The sequence below is a fragment of the Streptomyces griseiscabiei genome, assembly GCF_020010925.1.
GTDB lineage: Bacteria > Actinomycetota > Actinomycetes > Streptomycetales > Streptomycetaceae > Streptomyces > Streptomyces griseiscabiei.
Window position 1 is genome coordinate 310,586 of record NZ_JAGJBZ010000004.1, and the last position, 16,037, is coordinate 326,622.

General features: G+C 71.8%; 15 protein-coding genes. 8 read left to right on the forward strand and 7 right to left on the reverse strand.

Going from position 1 to position 16,037, the window contains the following annotated elements; translation table 11 throughout:
* The first annotated feature begins 15 nt into the window (after nt 1-15).
* From J8M51_RS40800 to J8M51_RS40810, 3 genes are all read left to right on the forward strand, one after another.
* Complete coding sequence (locus J8M51_RS40800; RefSeq protein ID WP_179203221.1) at nt 16-2,211, forward strand: phosphotransferase; 2,196 nt, start codon at nt 16-18, stop codon at nt 2,209-2,211.
* A 113-nt stretch (nt 2,212-2,324) separates the two neighbouring features.
* Nucleotides 2,325-2,975: a TetR family transcriptional regulator gene (locus J8M51_RS40805; protein WP_086761373.1), complete on the forward strand. Its 651-nt coding sequence runs from the start codon at nt 2,325-2,327 to the stop codon at nt 2,973-2,975.
* Nucleotides 2,976-3,015: 40 nt separating this feature from the next.
* Nucleotides 3,016-5,178: a HelD family protein gene (locus J8M51_RS40810; protein WP_267299957.1), complete on the forward strand. Its 2,163-nt coding sequence runs from the start codon at nt 3,016-3,018 to the stop codon at nt 5,176-5,178.
* 237 nt (nt 5,179-5,415) lie between these two features.
* Here the strand turns inward: J8M51_RS40810 and J8M51_RS40815 are convergent, their stop codons facing one another.
* Both J8M51_RS40815 and J8M51_RS40820 read right to left on the reverse strand, forming a co-directional pair.
* The gene (locus tag J8M51_RS40815) at nt 5,416-6,318 is read right to left on the reverse strand and encodes a nitroreductase/quinone reductase family protein (RefSeq protein ID WP_086763577.1); all 903 of its coding nucleotides are present in this window, start codon (nt 6,316-6,318) and stop codon (nt 5,416-5,418) included.
* Between the two features lie 361 nt (nt 6,319-6,679).
* Nucleotides 6,680-7,318, reverse strand: coding sequence for a DinB family protein (locus tag J8M51_RS40820; RefSeq protein WP_086763575.1), 639 nt, complete (start codon nt 7,316-7,318; stop codon nt 6,680-6,682).
* A 213-nt stretch (nt 7,319-7,531) separates the two neighbouring features.
* Between J8M51_RS40820 and J8M51_RS40825 the strand changes: the two genes are divergently transcribed.
* Nucleotides 7,532-8,290: a dienelactone hydrolase family protein gene (locus tag J8M51_RS40825; RefSeq protein WP_086763581.1), complete on the forward strand. Its 759-nt coding sequence runs from the start codon at nt 7,532-7,534 to the stop codon at nt 8,288-8,290.
* On the opposite strand, the gene J8M51_RS40830 is transcribed toward J8M51_RS40825, so the two are convergent.
* Entirely contained in the window at nt 8,271-8,432 is a 162-nt protein-coding gene (locus J8M51_RS40830) for a hypothetical protein (RefSeq protein ID WP_179203496.1), read from the reverse strand. The genes J8M51_RS40825 and J8M51_RS40830 overlap by 20 nt on opposite strands.
* Here J8M51_RS40830 and J8M51_RS40835 point away from each other — a divergent pair.
* Complete coding sequence (locus J8M51_RS40835; protein ID WP_256966293.1) at nt 8,431-8,856, forward strand: hypothetical protein; 426 nt, start codon at nt 8,431-8,433, stop codon at nt 8,854-8,856. The genes J8M51_RS40830 and J8M51_RS40835 overlap by 2 nt on opposite strands.
* Here the strand turns inward: J8M51_RS40835 and J8M51_RS40840 are convergent.
* Together J8M51_RS40840 and J8M51_RS46390 are read right to left on the reverse strand one after the other, a co-directional pair.
* A complete protein-coding gene (locus J8M51_RS40840; RefSeq protein WP_267299958.1) occupies nt 8,793-9,701 on the reverse strand; it encodes a GNAT family N-acetyltransferase in 909 nt (302 codons plus the stop codon). The two genes, J8M51_RS40835 and J8M51_RS40840, sit on opposite strands and share 64 nt — an antisense overlap.
* 144 nt (nt 9,702-9,845) lie before the next feature.
* On the reverse strand, nt 9,846-10,865 hold the full coding sequence (locus J8M51_RS46390; protein WP_398857896.1) for an NUDIX domain-containing protein: 1,020 nt from the start codon (nt 10,863-10,865) through the stop codon (nt 9,846-9,848).
* A gap of 132 nt (nt 10,866-10,997) precedes the next feature.
* Here J8M51_RS46390 and J8M51_RS40850 point away from each other — a divergent pair, with 132 nt between their 5' ends.
* The 3 genes from J8M51_RS40850 (at nt 10,998) to J8M51_RS40860 (ending at nt 12,789) form a co-directional block, all read left to right on the forward strand.
* Nucleotides 10,998-11,483: a helix-turn-helix domain-containing protein gene (locus J8M51_RS40850; RefSeq protein WP_086762871.1), complete on the forward strand. Its 486-nt coding sequence runs from the start codon at nt 10,998-11,000 to the stop codon at nt 11,481-11,483.
* Between the two features lie 101 nt (nt 11,484-11,584).
* Nucleotides 11,585-12,190 (forward strand): hypothetical protein, encoded by a 606-nt coding sequence (locus tag J8M51_RS40855; RefSeq protein ID WP_216591340.1) that lies wholly within the window; start codon nt 11,585-11,587, stop codon nt 12,188-12,190.
* Nucleotides 12,191-12,435: 245 nt separating this feature from the next.
* On the forward strand, nt 12,436-12,789 hold the full coding sequence (locus J8M51_RS40860) for a DUF2516 family protein (protein ID WP_398857899.1): 354 nt from the start codon (nt 12,436-12,438) through the stop codon (nt 12,787-12,789).
* Nucleotides 12,790-12,964: 175 nt separating this feature from the next.
* Here the strand turns inward: J8M51_RS40860 and J8M51_RS40865 are convergent, their stop codons facing one another.
* Together J8M51_RS40865 and J8M51_RS40870 are read right to left on the reverse strand one after the other, a co-directional pair.
* Nucleotides 12,965-14,422, reverse strand: a complete 1,458-nt coding sequence (locus J8M51_RS40865; protein ID WP_267299959.1) for a PP2C family protein-serine/threonine phosphatase — start codon at nt 14,420-14,422, stop codon at nt 12,965-12,967.
* 420 nt (nt 14,423-14,842) lie between these two features.
* Nucleotides 14,843-15,967 carry a C40 family peptidase gene (locus J8M51_RS40870; protein WP_086765134.1) on the reverse strand — a complete coding sequence of 375 codons (1,125 nt, stop codon included), beginning with the start codon at nt 15,965-15,967 and terminating at the stop codon, nt 14,843-14,845.
* Between the last annotated feature and the right edge of the window lie 70 nt (nt 15,968-16,037).

Here is a 16,037-nt window from a genome sequence, read left to right on the forward strand (position 1 = left end):
TCCCTGTCGGAGGAGATGGCCAGGTTCCTCCACCTCCCGCCCGGCACCCTCGTGAGTCTGCGGATCCAGCTCAAGGACGTACGGAAGCGGCCGGTCGTCATCCGTACCTGGACCGACGAGCGGGAGATCCTGTGGGCTGTCGGCCGCAAACTGCGCCACGTGCCCAGGTGTCTTTACAAGGACGACACCTGCATGATCAACACCTATGCGCACGGTGTCCCGCTGTCCCGGCTGCGCGGAAACGGCCGGCCGGAGGATCCCGGACTCGTCGACGCGCTGTGCGGACTGCTCGTCCAGACGGCGACCGTGCCCCCGCGGTGGGTGCCGCGCCGCCCGCCCGGCTGGCCCACCGAGAAGGACGACAGCCAGGGCTTCCTGCGGACCCTCGCGGGCGAGGCGGATCGGCAGATCAGGGAGCCCAACTGGGCGGAGTACGGCTCCCTGTTCGAGGCGCTCGGCGTTCCGGAGGACGCGCTGAGGCGGTTGGCCGGGCGGGTGCCGAGCATGACCCGACGGCGGTCCCGCATGCTCCATGGTGATCTGCACCCCGGCAACGTGATCGTGTCGTCCGTGAAGGGACCGCCCCTGATCTGCCTGGACTGGGAGCTGGCGTTGTACGGCGACCCTCTCCACGATCTCGCGACGCACCTCGTGCGGACGAAGTACCCGCAGGAGCGGTGGGATCAGGTCATCGCCTCCTGGGAGAGGCAGATGCGGGACGAGTTCCCCGCGGCGGTCGCAGGACTGCACGAGGACCTGCGGCACTACGTGAACTTCGAGCGGGCCCAGTCCGTCTTTCCCGACGTGATACGGGCCGTGGGGCCCTTGGAGCCTTCGGGGTCCTCGGGGTCCTCGGGGTCCATGGAGAACGAACTGCCGGACCGAATCAGCCTCGACGCCGCCGTGGGCACGATCGGTCTGGCCCTGGCGGCGGCGGAAGACCCGTTGGAGCTGCGGAAGCCGGTGCTCGACCAGCGCAGGATCGAGCGCGTGGTGACCGGGTGGCTGGCCGGGCGGCGTGACGGCGGCCGGGGCGTCGGTGCCGGCCGGACGAGGGCGTGGGGCGGTGCGGGTGTGGGCGCGCGGGTCGGTGCCCTGGCCGGTCTGCGGGCCGGTGCGGGCCGCCGGGGCGCGGAGCCGGTCGTATGGGTGTCGGACCCGCGTGTCCCGGAGCGCGCGGACTTCCCGCGCGGCGCCGTGACCGAGGTGCTGGGGCTGCGGCGTGAGGCCCCGGCCCGACGGGTGTTCACGGACACCGCCCATGTGAACACGATCGTGCGGAGCCAGGAGGCCGGCCGCTGGGTCCTGGTGCGGGGCCGGCGCCCCGGCGCCGCTCCCCTCGAACGCGGGCACCTCAGCGAGCACGCCGTACTGCGGTTCCTGGAGGACTCGAAGGCACGGGTCGAGGCGCCGCTCCTGCTCGCGTCGGGTGAGACCGCGCGGGGAGAACGCTTCTCCGTCCAGACCTGGGCGGGCGACGGCCGAGGAGGCGTGGGGGTGGACGAGCGGAACGCGGGGGCGCCGTACAACCACCCCGAGCGCGGGCTCGACGAGCGTGAGGCGGACGCGCTGGTCGATCAGCTCGTCGCCCTGAGGTGGACGAACGGGGCGTATCTCGATCCGACGATGTGGACCCCGGGCCACTTCTACGCGACCCTGCTGGCCCAATTCCTCGCCCAGGTCGGGGGGTTCCCGGAGGAGACCCGTCAGCTTGCCAAGCTGTTCGGTCTGCCCGACGCGGAGAGCCTCGGCCGGAGTCTCGGGCGCTTCATGGCGGGCCGTCCGCCGGTCCTGCTCCACGGTGACCTGCGCCCGCAGAAGCTCGTACGCCGCGACGACGAGTCGGCCCTGACCCTCGTCGGCTGGGAACGGGCGCTGGTCGGCGACCCCCTGTACGACCTGGCCCGACACCATCATCTGACGCCCACCGACGGGATGATCCGCGACCGGATGCTCTGCCGCTGGGCGAGCCGGATGGACGGCAGGTACACCGCGGACATGTACGAGGACTACGACACGTACCGCAGGCTGGAGGCCGCCCGCTCCGCCTATCTCGATCTGCACCGCCTGGTGACCGGGGCGGAATTCGACGTCCCGCACGTCCGCCGCACCGCGGGCGACTACGTGACCACGCTCAGCAGGGCGACCAGTGCCCTCGGCCTCCTGGACCACCGGAACGTCAACCCGTACCTGACCCTCATGCTGCGGTAGACGGGACGGGACGGGACGGGACGGGACGGGACGGGACGGGACGGGACGGGACGGGGCGGCTGCGGGTCCGGCGTCCCGCGGCCGGGCGCGTACCGCTGCGTAGGCTCGGCGCCATGAGCGAGAGCGGGCTGCGGGAGCGCAAGAGGCGGCGGATGTACGAGAACGTGTCGGGGATCGCGATCGGGCTGTTCCTGGAGAAGGGGTTCGACGCGGTGTCCGTGGCGGAGGTGGCCGCGGCGGCGGAGATCTCCAAGCCGACGCTCTTCCGGTACTTCCCGGCGAAGGAGGACCTCGTCCTGTACCGGATCGCCGATCACGAGGACGAGACGGCGCGGGTGGTGGCGGGGCGGGCCGAGGGGGAGTCGGTCGTCGGGGCCGTACGGGCGCACTTCCTGGCGGGGCTGGCCCGCCGGGACCCGGTGACCGGGCTGAACGACCACCCGCAGGTGCTCGCGTTCCACCGGCTGCTGTACGGGACGCCGTCGCTGGTCGCGCGGGCGTACGGCCATCTGGAGCGGGCCGAGGCCGCGCTCGCCGAAGTGCTCGGCGGCGGGCTCGACGCGCGGGTCGCCGCCGGGCAGATCGTGGCCGTACGGCGGGTGCTCGCGGAGGAGAACCGGCGGCGGGTGGAGGCCGGGGAGTCCTTGGCGGAGGTCGAACGGGACGCCGTGGCCGCCGCCGAGCGGGTGTTCGGGCGGCTGGAGGGGGCGCTGCCGCTGGGGCCGCGGCCCGAGAGCACTCTCGGGATCGTTGAGGCTCGGTAAATAATGTAACTCGGTTACGTTTTTCTGTACGCTCGGTGGAATGACGCCAAGCGAAGCCTCCGCCGACCCCGCCCTCCGGGACGCCCTCGCCCAGGAACGCGCGTACCACGACACCTGCCGGGCCGCCCTCGCCGCCATGGTCGAGGGGGCGGGCGAGCAGGTCGTCGTAGGGGAGGACGTCTCCGCCTCGGGCGCCGACGCCGAGGTGCTCGGGTACCGGCTGCGCAGCCGTGCCAAGGAGATGCGGGAGCTGCCGGAAGGGCCGTTGTTCTTCGGAAGGCTCGACTTCGCCGCCGCGGCCCGCAGCGACCACGCCGGGCAGAGCTATCACCTCGGACGGCTGCGGATCAGTGAGGATCCGGGTGTGCCGCCCCTCGTCGTGGACTGGCGGGCGCCGGTCTCGCGGGCCTTCTACCAGGCCCATTCCCGTGATCCCCGGGGTGTCGCCGTCCGGCGCCGCTTCGGGTGGGCGCCGGGCAGCCGAGGTGACTCGGCCGACCTCACGGGGCTGGAGGACGAGCATCTGGACCGCCGTCACGCCGCCGGGGGCCTTCCCGTCGCCCACCCCGCCCACCCCGCCCGCCCCGGTGGCCTTCTCGCCGCCGAGATCGAGCGGCCCCGGCTCGGCCCCATGCGGGACATCGCGGCCACCATCCAGCCGGAGCAGGACGACCTGGTCCGGGCCGACCTCTCCACCTCCGTCTGTGTGCAGGGCGCCCCGGGCACCGGCAAGACCGCCGTCGGGCTGCACCGCGCCGCGTACCTCCTCTACACCCACCCCCGGCGCATCCGCCGCGGCGGCCTGCTGATCCTCGGCCCGAACCGCGCCTTCCTCTCCTACATCGCCGAAGTCCTGCCCGCGCTCGGCGAGTCGGGGGTACGCCAGTCGACGGTCACGGACGAGATCGCCCGGCATCCGGTCACGGGGGAGGACGACGAACGGGCCGCGGTGCTGAAGCACGACCCCCGGATGGCGGGGGTGCTGCGCCGGGCGCTGTACGCGGGCGTCGCGGGTGGTGGGGGGCCCGGGGAGCGGTTCGAGTCGCTGGTGCTGGCGGAGGGTTCGTACCGGTGGCGGGTGTCCGGGGACGAGCTGCGGCGGATCGTGGCGGACGTACGCGCGGAGGAACCGCCGTACGACGTCGGGCGGGAGCGGGTCCGGGCGCGGGTGGTGGCGCTGGTGCGGGAGCAGGCGGAGCGGCGGTCGGGGCCGCGTCCGCACGCGTGGCTGTACCGGATCTCGCGGTCACGGCCGGTCGGCGCGTACATCGACGCCGTATGGCCGAAGGTCCGGCCGGAGGAGGTGGTGGCACGGCTGCTGGGGGACCCGGACGCGCTGGCCGGCGCGGCGCAGGGGCTGCTCGACGCGGAGGAGCGGAAGGCGGTCGGGTGGGCGAAGCCGCCGCGGACCTGGCGCTCGGCCCGCTGGTCGGCCGCCGACCTCGTCCTGCTCGACGAGGTCGCGGGGCTCCTCGCCCACCCCGACGGTTACGGCCATGTCGTCGTCGACGAGGCCCAGGATCTCTCCCCGATGGAGTGCCGCGCGATCGCCCGCCGGGCGGCCTACGGCTCGGTGACCGTCCTCGGCGATCTCGCCCAGGGGACGACCCCCTGGGCCGCCCGCGACTGGCCCGGCCTCCTCGCCCACCTGGGCAAGCCGGACGCCCATGTCGTCGCCCTCACCACCGGTTTCCGGGTGCCGCGGGCCGTCGTCGGGCTGGCGAACGGGTTGCTCGGGCGCCTCGGGGTGGACGTGCCCGCCGCCCGGTCCCTGCGCGGTGACGGGGAGTTGCGGATCAGGAGGGTGGGTGGTGGCGGGGGTGCGGGCAGGGGCGGGGACGGCGCGCAGGAGGCCGTCCGTTCGGAGGAGGCGGTCCGCTCGGAGGTGGTCTCCGCCGTGCTGGACGCGCTCGCGCACGAGGGGTCCATCGGGGTCGTCGTGGCCGACGGTCCGGATGTCGTACGGCTGCGGGGCGCCCTCTCCGAGGCCGGGGTGACGGTGGGCGGTCCGGGTGAACTCGGGGTGCCTGTCACGGTGTTGGGCGCGGGCGCGGCGAAGGGACTCGAGTACGACCATGTCGTGGTCGTCGAACCGGCGGCCATCGTGGCGGCGGAGGAGCGGGGGCTGCACCGGCTGTATGTCGCGCTCACCCGTGCGGTGTCGCGCCTGGACGTGGTGCACGCGCGGGCGCTGCCGTGGTGACGGCGGTCATGGGAGGCAGGGGAGTGTGGGGGGTGGGGGTGTTACCGGACGGCGGCGGAGTCATGACCGTACCGGCACCTCGGTGATCGAGGCCGTGGCTACGGTGAGCGGGCGCCGGTGAGCGGCGGTACGCGAGCCCGATCTCCCTCCCCCCAGGGGGCTCGTACGCCGCTCACCGGTCGGTCGGTCGATTGGTCGGTTGGTCGACCGACCGCTGTCCACGGGGCCGCAGGCTCTCTACGGGGACGGGACCGCGGGTTCGCTCTCCTGTCCGGCCGTCCACCCCTCGGGCTTCGTCGCCGCGTCCAGCGCCGGGATCAACTGCTCCTCCTCGTACGTGAGATGGGCTTCGAGCGCGGCGATGAGCCGCTCCACCTCGGGGAGTACGGCGGCCGGGTCGGCGTTCTCGGTGGTCACCACGCGGCGCAGATCCTCGACGAGGGCGGCGATGCCGCGGTGCTCCTCGTCGAGGCGCGCGAGGGTCGGGGCCAGCTCGGGGTGGCGCTCGCCGAGGAAGGGGAACAGGCCCATGTCCTCGCCGGTGTGGTGGTTGTGGAGGCCCTGGCAGAAGGTGAGGCAGTTGACGCGGAGCTGTGCGCCGAGGCCGGCCCTGCCGCCGCTGGCGATCAACTCCTGCTTGATCAGGGCAAGTTCGCGGCGGAAGGCGTCATGGATGACCTTGAGACCCTCGCCCATGGAACCGGCGTTGACGTTCGGCGGACCGGCCACGGGGATCTCCCGCAGCGCGACGACGGGGATCGTACGGTCCGTCTTCGCCTGGTACTCGGCCCATCCCGGTTCGCTCTCGACCGCCCGCGCGAACGCCCGGTCCCGCTCCTCGCCGTCCAGGACGACGGCCTCTGCCTCGTAGGTGAACACCCCGCTCTCCACGGTGACCCGGGGGTCGGCGGTGATGTTCCGGTACCAGTCGGGGTGCTTCGGCGAGCCCCCGGCCGACGCGATGACCAGGATCGCGCCGTCGCCGTCGGGGAGGTAGCCGAGGGGGGTGGTGTGCCGGTTGCCGGTACGGGCGCCGGTGGTGGTCAGGAGGATCAGGCGGGCGCCCTCGAAATATCCGCCGACCTCGCCGTGGCGGGCGCGGAACTCGTCGATGACCTGCTGGTTGAAGGGGTTGGGCATTCTCTGCTTTCGGGGATGGCGACATGCTTTGTCGCGGAATTCGGGCAGGGGTGAGCGCGGGAAGGGTTCAACGCGTGTGAAAGGAACACCAAGGGAGCCGAGGGAGTTGAAGGAACTCAGAACTCAGAACTCAGAACTCGGAAACTGGGAACTCGGAAGAAAGAGAATGGTGTTCGGTGGCGCGGAACCTCGGCAGGCAGGCGGGCTCCTGGCCCGCCCCGGCCTCACTCGGAGGCCGGGTAACCGATCCGCTCACGGCCCAAGGCCGACCCGGCAGTCATACGGTCAACACTAGGGGCAGAGGGTGCGAAGGGGCAATGTGTATCCGGCCTGAATGGACCGGCCTCCCGGCGGAATCGGGTCACGCCTTTCGGTCGGACTCCTCGGCCTTCTCGGCCTCCTCGGCTTCCTCGGCCGCCTGTTCCAGCCGGTCGCGATAACGCTCCCACCACGCCGGGTCGTTCGACGGGACGCTGGTGTTGTGCTCGTTCATTCCGACCGCGCCGTCCAGGAGTTCCCGGAGGATGTCGGCGTGCCCGGCGTGCCGGTGGGTGTCGGCGATCACGCGGACCACGGCGTGGTGCAGCGTCACCTCGTCCCTGTCGTCGGGCCACCACGGCACCCGGCCCACGGTGTCCAACGGCAGCGCGTCGATCGTCGCGTCGGCGTGGGCCCAGGCCCGGCGGTAGAGGCCCACGATGTCCTCGCGGGACTCGTCGGCGGTGGCCCACATGTCCGCGTTGGGCTCGGACCCGGCGTCGGTGTCGGCGTCGAGCCAGGGCAGCGCCTCGCCGGACGGGCGCCCGAAGGTGTCGCCGAGGTAGCCGAGTTCGACACCGGCCGCGTGCTTCAGCAGCCCCAGGAGATTGGTGCCGGTCGGCGTCAGCGGGCGGCGGGCGTCGTACTCCGACAGCCCTTCGAGCTTCCACAGCAGGGCGTCGCGGGCGGACCGCAGATAGAAGAGGAGGTCGGCCTTGGCGTCCGGGGCGGTGGCGGTCATGGGGCAAGTCTGCCGTGCCCGGGCCTGCTGGAGCCTCCGGTGAAACCCGTTGGCGCGAGCGCGGCGGCCTGCGCTACGTTTCCGGAGGCCGTGCAATGGAGTGAGGAGGTGGTACCCGTGAACGTATCGACATGGGTGCTCCCCTCCGGGGTCACGGTCGGGCGATAGGTCGTCCGGGAGCGCCGTTCCATGGCACTCCCGAAAGGCACGACCATGCGCTTCACCTCTGAACGCCGTCTCGACGACGCTGTCCTCGAACGCGAATTCATCCTCGGTGACATCCCCGGAATCCTGTGGACGCCCGCGTCTACCTCCGCATCCGCAACCGCCTCGGCACAGGCGCCCGCGCCGCTGATCCTGCTCAGCCCTCCTCCGCTCGGGATGCGCAAGGCGTATCCCCGGCTGGTGGGCCGGGCCCGGCACTCCGTGGCGGACGGCTTCGCCACGGCCGCCATCGAGTTCCCCGGCTGCGGCGACCGGCCCCGCCTGCCCGCCACCGAGCGGGCCGTCGCCGACCTGCGCCGGGCCATGGAGGCCGGCGAGCCGGTCACCGACGAGATCATCGACGCCCTCGTCCTGCCCCTGGTCGACATGGCGGTCCCGGAATGGCAGACCGCCCTGGACGCCCTCCTGGCGCTGCCCGGGATCGGCGGCCCGGTCGGGTACTCGGGGGGAGTGATCTCCATCGGGACCCGGCTGGCGGTGGTCGAGCCGCGTATCTCGGCCGCTGTGCTGTTCGCCGGGAGTTTCGTCCCTCGCGTGATCTTCGACGAGGCCCGCCAGGTCACCATTCCCCTGCATGTCCTGCTGCAGTGGGACGACGAAGGCAACGACCGGCGGGCGGCCCTGGAACTGTTCGACGCCTTCGGCTCCAAGGAGAAGACGCTGCACGCCAACATGGGCGGCCACACCGGCGTCCCGCAGTTCGCGGGGGAGGCCGCGGCACAGTTCTTCACCCGACACCTGAGGTGATGACGCCCGGCCGTCGGGCCACCGGCAGACGGTGGCCGTGATGCCCGACGGCCGGTTCACCACCCGCCCACGGCGGAGGCTTCTTGCGGTGCATCGCCGGAGGAACCCCGAGGACCGTGCCGGTCAGTAGGGTCGTGGCCATGGATGCGTTCTTACCGTTCCTGATCGCGGTGGTCGGCTTCGCGGTGGCGCTGGTCCCCTTTGTGTGGCTGGGGGTGCGTATCCGCCGCCGGGGCGCGGGTGGTGGGGCGATGAGCGGGGCCCTGGCCGCGTACGACGAGGCGTTCCGCGCGACCGCGCACGCGTCGTACGTCGAGATCAGGGCCCAGGCCGAACGCAGGGCGCCGCTCCCGTCGCCCGACGACCACTGGGCCCGAAGCCCCGGCCGGGCGGCCACCCGCACCGGGGCGTCGTCGTCGACGACATCGGCGTCCCGACCGCGTCCGGGCCACGCCCGCCGAGGCCTACGCCGCTGGGCGGGCCGCCTGAGGCCAAGTCACCGTCAGTCGGCCTCGGCCGCGGCCTCGGCCTCGGCCGCGGTGGACGGGAACTCGTACACGGTGTAGTCGGTGAGGCGGACGTATCCGAGGCGCCGGTAGAGGGCGTTGCTGGTGGCGTTGCCGGGGTCGGTGAACAGCACGACGTCCGTCGCGCCGGCGGCCAGCGCGGCGCGGCTCGTCTCGACGGTCACGGCACCCGCGTAGCCGCGGCCCCGGAGATGGGCCGGGGTGTAGACGGGGTCCACCCGGATCATGCCGCCGACGACCGAGGTCGCGGCCGCCATGGAGACGGGGGTGCCGTCTGGGGTCTCCCAGAACGTGTAGTGCCGGTCGCCGAAGCGGGAGTCGTCCCAGGCGCCGGCGTCGATCAGGTCGATGGAGACCTGTTCCCCGACGGCGACACAGAACTCCCGGCAGAAGCGGATGAGTTGCTCCCGGTCCCCCTCGCCCACGACCCGCCCCCGGCCCTCCGGGAACGGCTCCTGCGGGGTGAGCGTGCCGAGGCGGTAGAGATGGAGCCGCGTGGTGGCCACCGGCGTGGCACCGCTCCGCCGCTGCCAGGCCTCGGCGAAAGCGGTGGACGTCTCGTGGTCCGCGCTGACACCGGGGACGGGGTGACCGAGGTCGGCCAGGCGGTCGGCGAGCGCGTCGGCCTGCTCGCGCGTGGCGGGGGCGAGGCTCAGGAAGGACGCGCGGGTGCGCTGGATGAAGGCGGCGTGGACCTCGCCGTCTCGCTCCAGTCGGCCGAATACCGGCGCTTCGGAGCCGTGCGCGGCGACGCCGTTCGCTCGGTACTTCTCGGTCACTGTCAGCTGCATGGTGTGCAGGGCGGGCCGCGAGCGCAGGAACTCCCCTGCTCGGGCATGAAAAACGTGAACGTCTTCGGTGAGATGCCAGTCATCGGAACGCATGCCCCATGCTCCCGGACCCCACCACCCCACCCCGGACTTTCCAGCCAGCCCGATCCACCGACCTGGCGGTGCCGGACCGACGCCTCCTCGCGCCGGACCGGCGGCGGGTCCGGGACTCCGCCACTCCGTATCGGGCACTACGCATTACGTATCAGGACCATGTATCCGGGACGACGACGTGTCCGGAAGCTGCCGACGAGCGCGCCAGAGCCGTCTGAGGGCTTCGAGTTCGGCTCGGGGGAAGTGCTCGCCCCACTTGCCTCGGTAGCCGCTCTCGCCGTAGGTCTGCGCGACCTCGTCGAAGCAGCGGATCACGGCGCGGGCGAGTGCGTTGATGCCGAGCTGGCTCGACCAGATCTCTGTTCCCCTGTTGTCGTGATCGCTGCCGTCGCGCAGTTCCAGCACGCGGATCCAGATGTCGTCGCCTTCGCGATAGAAGATCCACCGGTAAGCGGTCGGTTCGGCCTCGAACTGGACACGGCTCTCCGCCGCCCCCGCGAGGAGTCGGGCCACCGCGGTCAGGAACTCCTCGGGTGCACTGGTGATGTGGGACGCAGTGAGCTCGACCTTGGCGTGCTGATCCTCAAGGGCGCAGTCGGCCCAGCCGTGGGTGCCCAGCACCCAGGTGATACGCATGCCGGGACCTCCTGAGACGAGAGGGGCGGACCGCGCGGCCCTGAACGCGAGATACCGGCCGAAGGCCTCGTGGCTGTCGGGGGTGAAGCGCCGGTCCGGAAGCGCCGCCCGCAGCTCCGGCCCGGTCAGCCAGCCGTGCCAGGCGACCTCGTCGGGATCGGCGGCCACGGTGTCGGGCACCACGGCTTCGTGCACGCCGAGCCAGTGAGGGCTCAGACCGCCGCGGTTGAGGAACGTGAACAGCAGGCGTGGCAGCACACGAATGCCCAGCTCTTCGGACAGCTCACGCGCGGCGGCCTGTTCATAGGACTCACCCACATCCACGGCGCCACCGACCACGACCTCGTAGAGCCCGGGGAAGCGCGACAGCCGCTCCGACCGCCGGTGAACGAGGATCCGGCCGCCCTCATCACGGCACACCGTCACGGCGACCCGGTGCAGCCAGCCCTCCCGGACGGCCTGCCGGCGGCTGACGACCACCCCCAGCGCACGATCTCGATCGTCGACACGCTCCACCAGTTCGTCCACGAGGCAACCCTGACAGAGCCCACCGACAACGCCGCTTCCCGGAGCCCGGGCACGACAGGGCTCGCAGTGGTCTAGCGCACTTTTGCAAGCGGCTGCTTGCAATAGTTAGCGGGGGTGGGGCATGGTGGAGGCATGGCATCGCTCAACGTCGGCAATCTTGGTGAGTATCTGCGTGAACAGCGGCGGAACGCGCAGCTGTCGCTCAGGCAGCTCGCCGACGCCGCCGGGGTGTCCAATCCGTATCTGAGCCAGATCGAGCGCGGGCTGCGCAAGCCGAGCGCGGAGGTGTTGCAGCAGGTCGCCAAGGCCCTGCGGATCTCCGCCGAGACGCTGTACGTGCGGGCCGGCATCCTCGACGCCGAGCGGGATCGCGACGAGGTGGAGACACGTGCCGTCATCCTCGCCGATCCCACGCTGAACGAGCGGCAGAAGCAGGTGCTGCTCCAGATCTACGAGTCCTTCCGCAAGGAGAACGGGTTCGAGATCGACAGCGAGATCGGCAGCGAAGGCGGGGTCGGGCTCGGTGCCGGCACCGGTACCGGTACCGACGAGGTCTCGGCACCCGGCTCCGCCGCGGCCGGCGGCGGCGATGTCGCTCCGCGTGAGACGGCGAGTTGATGACGCGGACCGGTACGAGCACAAGTACGTGTACGAGTGCGTGTGCGTGTATGAGTACGGCATAAAACCCTCAGCTGAAAGCAATTCGGAGGATTCTCACCATGGCCATCACCGACGACATCCGTAAGGCCGTCACCGACCCGACGCCGTTCTACTTCGCCGCCGGCACCGCCGACCTCGCCCTCCAGCAGGCCAAGAAGGTGCCCGGCATCGTCGAGCAGCTGCGCGCCGATGCGCCGGCCCGGATCGACGCCGTACGCCAGACCGACCCGAAGGCCGTGCAGGAGAAGGCGACCGCCCGGGTCAAGGAGACCCAGGAGAACCTCCAGACCAAGGTCACTGAGCTGATCGGCACCCTCGACACCGACCTGAAGAAGCTCGGTGAGACCGCCCAGGACCTCGCGCTGCGCAGCGTCGGCGTCGCCGCCGAGTACGCGGTGAAGGCCCGGGAGACGTACGAGAAGGTCGCCGAGCACGGTGAGCAGGCCGTGAAGACCTGGCGTGGCGAGGCCGCGGAGGAGATCGAGGAGCTGGCGATCGCCGTCGAGCCCAAGGCCCAGCCGGTCGAGGTCAAGGACGAGCCGGCCGTGAAGCCGGTCCCGGCCCAGGCCGCCCCCGCCCCCGCCGCCGCCAAGAAGCCCGCGCCGAAGAAGGCCCCGGCCCGGAAGCCCACGACCGCGAAGAAGACCACCCCGCCCGCCAAGTAGGCGGCAGGGCGCGCTTCCGCGTGGGCGACATAGCCGACGGCGAGGTCGGCGACAGAGCGAGAGGCATCCGCGTGGTGCTTCGGAGGTACCGGAGATGCCGGAGGTATCAGGGTTGTCCGTGTGACGACCGTCCGGCACCTCACGGTACGGAGACGGGCCGGGCACCTTTGGGGTGACCGGCCCGTTCTACGGGTACGGTGGCCGCGTAGGAGTCGTCAGTCGAGAGAGCGAACGGAACGGGTGGTGTGAGCGGCATGCTGATGACGGGCTTCGCGGGGTTCCTGGGACTTCTGAAGATCGTCCTGATGGCCCTCGCCGCGTTCGGGCTGTTCGACGCCGCGTTCCGGCGTGAGGACGCGTTCCGTGCGGCGGACAAGCAGACCAAGGTGTTCTGGCTGATCATCCTCGGGATCGCCCTCGTCGTGAGCTGGCTGTTCTCGATCCTGTCGTTCCTGCCGATCATCGGCGTCATCGCGAGCATCGTCTACATCGTGGATGTGCGGCCCGCGGTCAAGCAGGTCTCCGGCGGTGGAGGCGGCGGCGGTCGCCGCGGCTCCAGCAGCGACGGTCCGTACGGGCCGTACAACGGCGGCCGGTGACCACCTCTCCAGGGGCCGTACCACGGCCGCCGGTGACCACCTCTCCAGGGGCCGTACCACGGCCGCCGGTGACCACCTCCGTACGGGCCGCCGTCCGTACTACGGCCGTCCGTACTGCGGCCGTCCGTGACCGCACGGACCTTGGTGCGGTGTGATCGCACGGCCCTCGGTGCGGTCAGGCTTCGCGGTCCAGTAGGAGGACCGCCACGTCGTCGGTCAGTTCGCCGCCGTTGAGGTCGCGGACCTCGTTCACCGCCGCGCGCAGCAGATCCTCGCCGCGCAGCCCCTCGGTGAGCTGGCGGCGGACCATCTCCACCATCCCGTCCTGGCCCAGCCGCTCCTTGCCCTGACCGATCCGGCCCTCTATCAGGCCGTCGGTGTAGAGCATCAGACTCCAGGCGGCGCCCAGCTCGATCTGGGTGCGGGGCCAGCGGGCGTTCGGGAGCAGGCCGAGGGCGGGGCCGCCGTTGTCGTACGGCAGCAGCTCGGCCGGTGGTGTGGGCAGGCCGTTCCGCCCGTGGCGGACGATCAGCGGGGCCGGGTGGCCGGCCAGGCAGAGGCCCGCGCGGCGGCCGTCGGGGGCGATGTCGACCGTGCAGAGCGTCGCGAAGATCTCGTCGCTCTCGCGCTCGTGCTCCAGGACGCGCTGGAGCGTGGACAGCAGTTCGTCGCCGCACAGCCCCGCGAACGTCAGCGCCCGCCAGGCGATCCGCAGCTCCACACCGAGCGCCGCCTCGTCGGGGCCGTGCCCGCAGACGTCGCCGATCATGACGTGGACCGTGCCGTCCGGGGTGCGGACGGTGTCGTAGAAGTCGCCCCCGAGCAGGGCGCGGGAACGGCCCGGCCGGTAGCGGGCGGCGAACCGCAGGGACGAACCCTCCAGCAGGGGCGTCGGCAGCAGGCCGCGCTCCAGGCGGGCGTTCTCCTGGGCGCGCAGCTTGGACTCCGTCAGACGGCGCTCGGCCGTGTCCGACCGTTTGCGCTCCACCGCGTAGCGGATCGCGCGGCTCAGGAGGCGGCCGTCCACTTCGTCCCGGAAAAGGTAGTCCTGGGCGCCGACCCGGACCGCCTCCGTGCCGCGTTCGGCGTCACCCGAGTCGGTGAGGGCCAGGACGGCGTGGCGCGGGGCCAGCTCCAGGACGTGCTTGAGGACGGCGAGTTCGTCGTCGGGGTGGTCGGCGGCCTCGGTGTCCGCCTCGGGGTCCGCGGGGGCGGGGCGGGGCGGGGCCGGGAGCGCCAGGTCCAGGAGGATGCAGTTGACGTCGTCGGTCAGCAGCCGCTGGGCCTCGGTGAGGTTGCGGGCGGTGCGGACGCGGATCGGCCTGCCCGTGGAGTCGAGCAGTTCGGGCACGTTGAGGGAACCCGCCGGGTCGTCCTCGATGAGGAGCACCGTGAGGTTGGTGGGGCCGCCGGGCTGGGCGATCGGGCCGGCGGGGGCCGTGGCCGAGGGGCCCGGGCCCGGGGCGCGGTCGCCGGTGGGGCCGGGCGGGCGTGTGGAGTTGTCTGCAGGGGCCAGGGCCGAGGCGTTCATGGCAGCCCCCTCTCCGGACGGTCCGCTGGGCGCGGACACGGCGTGCGCCTGACCACTTTCCACGGCCGGGATCGCTCTCTGCCGCGGTACGGGTACGGGCATCGTGTTGGGTTCCTTCCCTCCCCCCGAGGGCACGGCGGGGCGAGGGACCTCGACCCACCGACGGGGACCATAGCGCCCGGCGCCGCCGCAGCGGAATGGTCGGCGGGGCGCCGGGCGGCAAACAGCCGGTGTCATATGCCGCATCCTGTACCGCACTTGGACATGGCAGGGCTTTCTCCTGGGATGACGTATGTCACGCGGTGGAGGTTGAGCGGGCCGGGGGAAGGTGGTGAGAGTCACGTGGGGTGGGTCACTGCCCCGTCTCCGCCCCGTCTCCGCCCCGTCCGTGCCCCGTCCCTGCCCCCCACGCTGTCCCGTCCCCAAGGGTTGCGCCCCCTGGGCTCCCGCCGGATCGGCGGCCCCGGCGCGTCCGGCGGTCCCGGCGCGCCCGACGGTCCCGGCGCGCCCAACGGCTCCGGCTCACGCGTCGGGTCGTACGACTCCCAGGATCTGCATCGTCCCCGCGCCCGCGATCGTCACCTTTCGGTTCGGCCGGGGGGCGTGGACCATCGAGCCGTTGCCCAGGTACATGGCCACATGGCTGGCGTCGGCGTTGTAGATGATCAGGTCGCCGGGGCGCATGTCCTGGATGTCGATGTGCTTGAGCCGGCGCCACTGCTCCTGGGAGGTGCGGGGGACGGTCAGGCCGGCGGCGGCCCAGGCCTGGCTGGTGAGGCCGGAACAGTCGTACGTGTCAGGGCCCTCGGCGCCCCATTCGTACCATTTGCCTATCTGGTCCGTCGCGAACTTCACGGCCTTCTTGCCCTGCGGGGACGCCTTGCCGTTGATCTCGTCGAGGATGCCGGAGTCGAGCCACGCGGCCTGTGACTGCTGCGCGGCATCCTCCTCCAACTGCGCCAGCCGCTCCCGCTCGTCGTCCTCCAGCTGTGCTTCCAGCTCCTCGGCGGCGGCGATCTGCTTCTTGATCTTCTTCTTGGCCTTCTCCTTGGCCTTGCGGTTGGTCTCCAGCTTCTCCCAGCGCGCCGAGGCGTCCTTGGAGTACTGCTCCAAGTCCTGCTGGGTCCGCGTCATTTCGGCGAGCAGGCCCTTGCTCGCGAGCTGGCCCTGGCGCACCCGGTCCGCGCCCTCCAGGAAGTCCTGGGGGTTCTCGCTCAGCCACAGCTGGACCTCGGGCGGAAGGCCCCCGCCGCGGTACTGGGCGCGGGCCGCGGCGCCGATGAGGTCCTGCAGCTTGTCCAGCTTCTGCTGGCCCTTGACGACCTCGTGGGCCAGATCGACGAGTTCCTCGGACTGCTGGTCGGCCTTCTCCTCGGCCGCGTTGTACGCGTCCGTCGCGACCGCCGCGTCGTGGTAGAGGCCCTCCAGCTTGGCGCGTACGACCTCCAGCTCCTCGTTCGTCACCGGGGTCGACACCGGGGGCGACGGCGACGGTGACGCCGAGGGCGAGGCGGGGGCGGAGGGGCCCGGGGTCGGCTCGGTCGGTTTGGACTGGCTCGCGTACGCGTTCACCGGTGCGCCCAGCACCGTTATCGCGCAGACCACGGCCACGGCCGCCATGGTCAGCTTCCGCTTGCCGACTCCCATACCCCTTGCCCCCAACCCCAAGAGAAACAGCATTGGTTAACCGTCAGTAACTTGCCGGTGCCCGGGTGAT

Bases quoted from the DNA above. Each gene is read 5' to 3' on its own strand.
- J8M51_RS40840 (WP_267299958.1), bottom strand. From the start codon at position 9,701: ATGCGTTCCGATGACTGGCATCTCACCGAAGACGTTCACGTTTTTCAT.
- J8M51_RS40820 (WP_086763575.1), bottom strand. From the start codon at position 7,318: ATGACCGCCACCGCCCCGGACGCCAAGGCCGACCTCCTCTTCTATCTG.
- J8M51_RS40825 (WP_086763581.1), top strand. From the start codon at position 7,532: ATGCGCTTCACCTCTGAACGCCGTCTCGACGACGCTGTCCTCGAACGC.
- J8M51_RS40850 (WP_086762871.1), top strand. From the start codon at position 10,998: ATGGCATCGCTCAACGTCGGCAATCTTGGTGAGTATCTGCGTGAACAG.
- J8M51_RS40855 (WP_216591340.1), top strand. From the start codon at position 11,585: ATGGCCATCACCGACGACATCCGTAAGGCCGTCACCGACCCGACGCCG.
- J8M51_RS40830 (WP_179203496.1), bottom strand. From the start codon at position 8,432: ATGGCCACGACCCTACTGACCGGCACGGTCCTCGGGGTTCCTCCGGCG.
- J8M51_RS40815 (WP_086763577.1), bottom strand. From the start codon at position 6,318: ATGCCCAACCCCTTCAACCAGCAGGTCATCGACGAGTTCCGCGCCCGC.
- J8M51_RS40865 (WP_267299959.1), bottom strand. From the start codon at position 14,422: ATGCCCGTACCCGTACCGCGGCAGAGAGCGATCCCGGCCGTGGAAAGT.
- J8M51_RS40835 (WP_256966293.1), top strand. From the start codon at position 8,431: ATGGATGCGTTCTTACCGTTCCTGATCGCGGTGGTCGGCTTCGCGGTG.
- J8M51_RS40810 (WP_267299957.1), top strand. From the start codon at position 3,016: ATGACGCCAAGCGAAGCCTCCGCCGACCCCGCCCTCCGGGACGCCCTC.
- J8M51_RS40870 (WP_086765134.1), bottom strand. From the start codon at position 15,967: ATGGGAGTCGGCAAGCGGAAGCTGACCATGGCGGCCGTGGCCGTGGTC.
- J8M51_RS40805 (WP_086761373.1), top strand. From the start codon at position 2,325: ATGAGCGAGAGCGGGCTGCGGGAGCGCAAGAGGCGGCGGATGTACGAG.
- J8M51_RS40800 (WP_179203221.1), top strand. From the start codon at position 16: ATGGCCAGGTTCCTCCACCTCCCGCCCGGCACCCTCGTGAGTCTGCGG.